Below are 7,107 nucleotides of genomic sequence, written 5' to 3' on the forward strand. Positions count from 1 at the left end.
TAGCTCACGTCGGCCGCGAGCTCGTGCTCGTCGTCCTCGTCGGACTCACGGACGAGTTCGCCGTCCTCGATCTCGTACTCGACCTCGGTGTCGACGCCCTCGCCCTCGAGTTCGAGCTCGAGTTCGTCGCCGTCGCTCGCGTTCGTGTCGAACGTGAGCGTGCCGTTCGCGTCGGTCGTGCCGACCTCCTCGTCGTCGGTCTCGACCGAGACGTTCTCGACGCCTGTGCCGTTCTGCGTGACGGTGACAGTGACTGTCCCGTCGTCGTACGTCGCTTCGACGCTCGTGTCGGCGCTCGTCTCCTGGGTCTGGGCGGTGACCGCCCCCGCACCGGCGGAGACGACCAGCGCTGCCACGAGCACCGTGAGCAGTTTCGTCGTGTTCATCGCATCCGTAGCCTGGACCTACTTGCACTTGAAGGGGGATAGCGACAAACGGGGATTTGGTCGTTTGAGGCCGTAATAAGCCGAATTAACTCGGTTTAACCGTCGTCGAGAACGGGAGTGACGGCGCGTCGCGACGGGAAGGCTGGCGGGAGCGGCCGGCGCGCGCCGCCCGCCCAGTTCCGCGCCGACTACTGCAGCTCCGCGACCAGCTCCTCGGCGACCGTCGCGGCGTCGAGCAGCGACGGGTCGACGACGAGGTCGACGGTGCCGCCGACGGACTCCGGCAGCTCGCCGTCGCCGTAACAGACCGCCCGCACGTCCGGGTTCGCCTCCTTCGCGAGCGTGATCGAGATGCCCTCCGCGAGGTCGGTGAGCACGAACAGGTCGGCGTCCTCGATGCCCGCCTCCGCCAACGCGTCCGCGAACACGGGGCTGTCGACGCGCTCGACGGCGACGCCGAGCGCCTCGAGCTCCGCGCCGATACCCTCCGGGTCGGGGCCCGCGACGAGTGCCTTCATTCGTACTCGATGGTCGCGGGCGGTTTGTGGGTCACGTCGTACACGACCCGCGCGACGTTCTCGTTCATCCCGGTGATCCGGCTCTGAATCCGCTGCAGCGTCTCCCAGTCGAGCTCCTGCGCCCGGGCGGTCATCCCGTCCCGGCTCTCGACGGAGCGGACGGCGACGACCCAGCCGTGGACGCGGTTGTCACCCTTGACGCCCGTCGCCTTCCCCAGCACGGCGCCGAACGCCTGCCAGGCTCGTGCTCGGCGGTCTCCTCCTCGACGACGTGACAGGCGTCGCGGGCGACCTCGACTTTCTCCTTCGTCACCTCGCCGACGACGCGGACGGCGAGCCCCGGGCCGGGGAACGGCATGCGCTCGGAGATCACCTCCTCGAGGTCGAGTGCGCGGGCGACTTCCCGGACCTCGTCCTTGTACAGGTCGCGGACGGGCTCGACGATCCCCTCGAAGTCGACGGCCTCGGGCAGGCCGCCGACGTTGTGGTGGGACTTGATGTTCCCCTCGCTCTCGATCCGGTCGGGGTAGATGGTCCCCTGCACGAGGTAGTCGGCGTCGGCCTCGGTCGCCTCGCGCTCGAACTCGCGGATGAACTGCTCGCCGATCACGTGGCGCTTCTCCTCGGGGTCGGTGACGCCCGCGAGCTCGTCGAGGAACCGCTCCTGGGCGTCGATAACCCGCAGCGACTCCATGAACGCGAACGTCTCGCGGATGCTCTCGGTCTCGCCTTTCCGCATCAGCCCCGTGTCGACGTACACCGGGATCAGCCGGTCGCCGATGGCCTCGTACGCCAGCGCGGCCGCGACTGAGGAGTCGACGCCGCCCGAGAGGGCGATGACCGCCTTCCCGTCGCCGACCGCCTCCCGGATCTCCTCGACCTTCTCGTCGACGAACGAGTCGGGGTCGACCATCAGGCGCTCACCTCCGTCTCGTCGGGCGTTTCGTCGCCGCGCTCGTCGAGGATCGCGTCGAGCAGGCCCACGAACGGCGGGCTGGCGCGGTCGGGTCGCGAGCGGAACTCCGGATGGAACTGCGTGCCGATGAAGTACGGGTGGTCGGCGCGTTCGACGATCTCCATACGGTTGTCGGCGTGCCCCGAGAACGTCAGCCCGTCGGCTTCGAGCTGCGGGATGTACTCCGGATTCACCTCGTAGCGGTGGCGGTGGCGCTCCGTACAGGAGGTGTCGCCGTACACCGCGGCCGCGAGCGTCCCCTCGTCGATCTCGGTCTCGTGGGTGCCGAGCCGCATCGTCCCGCCCATCTCCTCGGTCTCGTACTGCTCGGGCAGCAGGTCGATCACGGGGTGGGGGGTGTCGGGCGCGATCTCGGTGCTGTCGGCGCCCTCGAGGCCGACGACGTTGCGGGCGTGTTCGATGACGGCCATCTGGAAGCCGAGACAGAGCCCGAGGAAGGGGACGTCGTTCTCGCGGGCGTAGCGCACCGCCTCGACTTTCCCCTCGGTCCCCCGGGAGCCGAACCCGCCGGGGACGACGACGCCGTCGGCGTTCTCCAGCCGGTCGGCGTGGTGGTCGTCCATGTCGTCGGCGTCGACCCACGAGACGTTCACCTCGACGCCGCGCTGGATGCCGGCGTGTTTCAGCGCCTCGTGGACCGACATGTACGCGTCCTCGAGGTCGTACTTCCCGACCAGCGCGACCTCGACGCTGTCGGTGCGCTCGCGGGTCACGAGGTCGCGCCACTCCGTCGAGCGGTCCTCGGGCGGCAGCGCCTCGTCTTTCAGGTCGAGCTCCTGCATCACGTACTCGTCGAGCCCCTCCTCCTCGACCATCAGCGGGACGTGGTACACGTCCTCGACGTCGGAGTTCGAGAACACGGCGTCGGTGGGCACGTCACAGAACAGCGCGATCTTCTCCTTGGTCTTCGCGTCGAGTTCGTCCTCCGAGCGCCCGACGAGGATGTCTGGCTGGAGCCCGATCGAGCGCAGCTCCTTCACGGAGTGCTGGGTCGGCTTGGTCTTCTGCTCGCCGTTCTTCGAGTAGGGGACCAGCGTCACGTGGGTGAACAGGATGTCCTCGTCGTCCTGCTCGTGGGCGAACTGCCGCAGCGCCTCGAGGTACGGCATCCCCTCGATGTCGCCGACGGTGCCGCCGATCTCGACGAGACAGACGTCGCTCCCCTCGGCGGCCTCGCGGATGCGCCGCTTGATGTCGTTGGTGATGTGGGGGATGACCTGGACGGTCTCCCCGAGGTAGTCGCCGGCGCGCTCGCTCTCGATGACGTGCTGGTACACTTTCCCCGTCGTGACGTTGTGGTCGGAGGTCATGTCGACCCCGAGGAACCGCTCGTAGTTCCCGAGGTCCAGGTCGACCTCGCCACCGTCTTTCAGCACGTACACCTCACCGTGTTGATAGGGGTTCATCGTCCCGGCGTCGACGTTGAGGTAGGGATCGATCTTGACGGCGGTCACGTCGAAGCCGGCGTTCGAGAGGAGGCGCCCGGTGCTCGCGGCGGTGATGCCCTTGCCGAGGCCGGACATCACCCCGCCGGTGACGAACACGAACTTCCGTCCGAGGTCGGGGTCGTATCGCTGCGGGTCCGTCGGCATACTGACCATCCCCCGCGACTCGGGATAACGATTTCGGAGGGTCGCTGACGGGGGTGTGCGACGGCGGACTCGCTCGTGATCCCGACGCCGTATTAGTTGGGGAATAAATATATTCTCGGAGCGTGTGAGAGACTGTGACACATGCGAGAGCTCGGTCTCGAGTTCAGCTACGGCCCGGGCGCCGACCCGCTGATGGACCTGTTCCGTCGGGAGCCGTCGCTGCGCGGGAAGTCGATCGGGACCTGCGTGAGTCGGGACCAGTTCTGGCTCGTCGAGCAGTTCGTCGGGCCGGAGGACGCGCTGGACGAGGTCGAAGCGATCAGGGGGAGCGACGCCGAGGTGATGACGGAGTCGGCCTGCGGCGCCGACCGCCACGCGACGGTGCTCGAGCGGTCGGCGTCGTCGGTCGTGATGTACCTGTTCGTCGACCGGCTCCACACCTGCGACTCCGTCTACGCGCTCGCGGCGAGGCGCCTCGAACGGGGGTTCATCATCCACGCCCACCGACAGGGGAGCACCAACGAGATGCGGATCCTCACGCGCTCGGCGGCGAACATCGAGCCGTTCTTCGAGCGCCTGAAGGAGTCGCTCGCCGACGGCGTCTCCGTGGAGTTCAGCCACCTCAACGGCGTCTCCCAGTGGACCGTCGACTCGCTGGCGTCGGTGTCGATGCCACAGGAGCAGCGGGCGACGCTCCGGGCGGCGGTCGACCACGGCTACTACGAGACGCCGCGAGAGATCACCGTCGGCGAGCTCGCCGAACAGCTCGGCGTCCCGGGGTCGACGGTCTCCTACCGGCTCCGACAGGCCGAGGCGGCGCTCGCGAAAGGCTACTTCGAACTCGACGACGGGACGGCTCCGGACCGGGCGACGGAGGCGCGCTGAGCGCCCAACCCGTCAGGCCGTTCCGCGCTCCCCGGCGCTCCCGGTTTTCGAGGCGTGGCTCTCGAGCAGCCGGATCTCGAACTCGACGCGCTCGCCCGCGAGCTCGTGGTTGAAGTCGACGGTGACGCGCTCGTCGTCGACGGCCGTGATCCAGCCGTACTCGCCGCTCTCGCTCTCGACGAGCCCGCCGACCTCGGCGGTCGTGTCGCTCCGAGACTCGATCTCCTCGCGCGGGACGGTGACGATCGCGTCCTCGTCGACGGCGCCGTACGCCGCCTCGGGCTCGAGAACGACCGTCCGCTCCTCGCCCTCCGTCATCCCCTGGACCGCCTCGTCCAGCCCCGGGATGATGTGCCCCTCGCCGACGCGGAACTCCAGCGGCTTGAAGTCGCGCTGGTCGTGGTAGATCCCCGCCTCGAGCGCCACGTCCACGTCGGTGGTCTCGAACGGCTCGCCCGCCTCGGGCCCGTCGACGAGCCGCCCGGTGAGGTGGACGATCGCGATCTCGCCCTGTTCGACCATCGTCACTCCTCCACGGTGAAGCTGACCCCGTGCGGGACGTAGGCGTTGTTGCCGTAGCCGCCCTGACACCACGGGTACTGGTCGTTCTCGATCCCGATCAGCTGGTCCTCGGGCGCCGAGACCGTCGCCGGCTGGGTGTAGCCGCGCTCGTCGGTCGTCCGCGAGTGCAGCGTCTGCTCGCCGGTCGGCGGGTCCTGCCAGACGTAGCGGAACTGCCGCCAGCCGCTCGGCTGCGTCATCGGGCCGAAGAACTCCGCCTCGTTCCACGTCTCGCCGCCGTCGGCGGACACCTCGACGGTCTCGACGTTGTCGTCGCCGGCCCACGCGACGCCGATCACCTCGAGCGTGCCCGTGGGCGAGGTGGTGACAGTCTGCCCCTGGCCGGGGTAGCCGATCAGGGATTTCTCCACCTGGTCGTACATGTAGGCGTTGTCGATCTCGTCGGTGCGCTCCATCTGCTCGCGGGTGTCGTAGACGGGGATGTCCTCGTAGTGGGTCGCGCGGGTGTCCTCCTCGGGCACGACCCGGTAGGAGTACTGCTGCCAGTGGGTGTAGGTGCGCTGGCCGTCCTCCGGGGCGCCCTCCTCCTCCCACTCGTCGCCGATGACCATCGTGTCCATCACGTGCATGCGGTCGACCCACTTCACGTTGTTACAGCCGAACCAGCCCGGGACGAGCAGGCGCACCGGGAACCCGTGGTCCGGGGAGACCGGCGAGCCGTTCATCTCGTAGGCCAGCAGCGTGTCGTCCATCACCTTCTCCATCGGGATCGAGCGGGTGAACACGTCCTCGCCGTCGGGGTGTTCGCCGCCCATGACGGTGAGGAACCGGCCGTCGCTGGTGTCGGCGCCGTAGTACTCGAGTATCGCCGAGATCGGCGTGCCGGTCCAGACGGTGTTGCCGACCGCGCCGAACGTCCACTGGTTGCCGCCGACCTGTGGCTCGAAGTAGCTCCGGCCGTTGCCCGCACACTGCATCGTGTGGGTGACCGACTCGGTGCGGAAGGAGTGTTTGATCTCCGCCATCGACAGCTCCGGCTCGCCGTCGACGAGCCCGGTCAGCGACACCGTCCACTCCGACTCCTCGATGTCGGGCGTCGGGTAGTGGTTCCGGATGTAGTGCTCATCGCGGGGGGTGATGAAGTCGGTGTACGTCTCCCGGGCGGCCGCCTCGGCGTTCTCCGGCTCCGGGGAGAGGATGCGCAGGCCGGGGTAGCGCTCCTCCAGCGACGGCTCCGTCTCCGTTTCGGTCTCCGTCTCGGTGTCCGTCGGCGGCTCGGTGTCTGTGGGCGGTTCCGTCTCCGTCGGCGACTCGGTCGCCGTCTCGGTGGGATCCGGGCCGCCGCCACAGCCCGCGAGCACGCCGATCCCGGCGAGCACGCCCGAGGTCTTCAGGAACCGTCGCCGGTCCACGAAGCGATCGCGGGCGGAGCGCGCGGTCGAGTCGTCCGCCGCGCCGTCGTCGTCACGTTGCCTGTCAGACTGTGACATACGTGTAGGCTGTCCGTCGACCCGCATCATTGCTCCCTTGGTACTCGCCAATCGACGGCGCCCGAGGCGCCGACGGGCGTCGATCACTCGGTGACGACAACCGTGCCGACCATCCCCTGACCCGCGTGGGGCGTGCAGACGTACACGTACTCGCCGGCGACGGTGAACTCGTGGGTGAACGTCTCGCCGACCGCCATGATCGCGAAGTGGTCGTCGCCCTCGTAGGAGGTGAACGGGTCGGCGCCCTCGGGGTTCTCACACTTCGGCGAGGCGTCCGGGTGGCTCGTCACGTTGTGGCCCTCGCTGCGGGCGACCCACTCGACGGTGTCGCCGACAGAGACCTCGATCTCCTCGGGCTCGAACCGGAGGCGCCGCTCCGGCCCCACGTCGACGACCGTCGCCGTCGGGGTGCTCGTCGCGGTCGCCGTCGGCGTCGCCGTGGCCGTCGGCGAGTCGGTCGCCGTCTCGGTGGGCTCCGTGCCGCCGCAGCCGGCGAGCGCCGTCGCGATCCCGAGCGCGCCAGTTCGCAGGAGCTGTCGTCGTGTGACCATCGGGTTGGCGGAGACCGCGTTCGGCCATGAAACCAAGCTTGGCGTGGGCCAACACGTCGGCGTCGGGCGGCAGTCCGCGACGGCCACGAACGGACGCGCCGCTCAGCCCGAAAACGGCGTCAGCGCGCCGCGAACAGCTCCTCGGCGTACGCCTGCGCGCGCTCCCGGATCGCGGCGGCGTCGACGC

Annotated in this window: 6 protein-coding genes and 2 pseudogenes; 1 reads left to right on the plus strand and 7 read right to left on the minus strand. The window is 68.9% G+C overall.

Going from position 1 to position 7,107, the window contains the following annotated elements:
* The 4 genes and pseudogenes from ACP95_RS07505 to pyrG all read right to left on the minus strand — a co-directional run.
* A pseudogene (locus ACP95_RS07505) lies at positions 1-386 on the minus strand (hypothetical protein); the annotation flags it as partial.
* Between the two features lie 188 nt (positions 387-574).
* On the minus strand, positions 575-904 hold the full coding sequence (locus ACP95_RS07510; protein WP_049980613.1) for a DUF7126 family protein: 330 nt from the start codon (positions 902-904) through the stop codon (positions 575-577).
* Positions 901-1,817: pseudogene (gene guaA, locus ACP95_RS07515) on the minus strand (glutamine-hydrolyzing GMP synthase). Before guaA ends, ACP95_RS07510 begins: the two are co-directional and overlap by 4 nt.
* Positions 1,817-3,472 (minus strand): glutamine hydrolyzing CTP synthase, encoded by a 1,656-nt coding sequence (gene pyrG, locus ACP95_RS07520; RefSeq protein ID WP_049980614.1) that lies wholly within the window; start codon positions 3,470-3,472, stop codon positions 1,817-1,819. Before pyrG ends, guaA begins: the two are co-directional and overlap by 1 nt.
* A 141-nt stretch (positions 3,473-3,613) precedes the next feature.
* Here pyrG and ACP95_RS07525 point away from each other — a divergent pair, with 141 nt between their 5' ends.
* Entirely contained in the window at positions 3,614-4,357 is a 744-nt protein-coding gene (locus ACP95_RS07525) for a helix-turn-helix domain-containing protein (protein ID WP_049980615.1), read from the plus strand.
* A gap of 12 nt (positions 4,358-4,369) precedes the next feature.
* Here ACP95_RS07525 and ACP95_RS07530 read toward each other — a convergent pair whose 3' ends face one another.
* From ACP95_RS07530 to ACP95_RS15295, 3 genes are all read right to left on the minus strand, one after another.
* Positions 4,370-4,879, minus strand: a complete 510-nt coding sequence (locus ACP95_RS07530; protein WP_049980616.1) for an FKBP-type peptidyl-prolyl cis-trans isomerase — start codon at positions 4,877-4,879, stop codon at positions 4,370-4,372.
* A gap of 2 nt (positions 4,880-4,881) precedes the next feature.
* On the minus strand, positions 4,882-6,369 hold the full coding sequence (locus ACP95_RS07535) for a sulfite oxidase (RefSeq protein ID WP_082224620.1): 1,488 nt from the start codon (positions 6,367-6,369) through the stop codon (positions 4,882-4,884).
* Between the two features lie 83 nt (positions 6,370-6,452).
* Positions 6,453-6,920 (minus strand): plastocyanin/azurin family copper-binding protein, encoded by a 468-nt coding sequence (locus tag ACP95_RS15295; protein ID WP_082224621.1) that lies wholly within the window; start codon positions 6,918-6,920, stop codon positions 6,453-6,455.
* Positions 6,921-7,107 lie beyond the last annotated feature (187 nt).

It is taken from the genome of Halolamina rubra (assembly GCF_000739555.1).
Taxonomy (GTDB): domain Archaea; phylum Halobacteriota; class Halobacteria; order Halobacteriales; family Haloferacaceae; genus Halolamina; species Halolamina rubra.

Coding starts and splice junctions, on each gene's coding strand:
- ACP95_RS07510 (WP_049980613.1), bottom strand. CDS start 904: ATGAAGGCACTCGTCGCGGGCCCCGACCCGGAGGGTATCGGCGCGGAG.
- pyrG (WP_049980614.1), bottom strand. CDS start 3,472: ATGCCGACGGACCCGCAGCGATACGACCCCGACCTCGGACGGAAGTTC.
- ACP95_RS07525 (WP_049980615.1), top strand. CDS start 3,614: ATGCGAGAGCTCGGTCTCGAGTTCAGCTACGGCCCGGGCGCCGACCCG.
- ACP95_RS07530 (WP_049980616.1), bottom strand. CDS start 4,879: ATGGTCGAACAGGGCGAGATCGCGATCGTCCACCTCACCGGGCGGCTC.
- ACP95_RS07535 (WP_082224620.1), bottom strand. CDS start 6,369: ATGTCACAGTCTGACAGGCAACGTGACGACGACGGCGCGGCGGACGAC.
- ACP95_RS15295 (WP_082224621.1), bottom strand. CDS start 6,920: ATGGTCACACGACGACAGCTCCTGCGAACTGGCGCGCTCGGGATCGCG.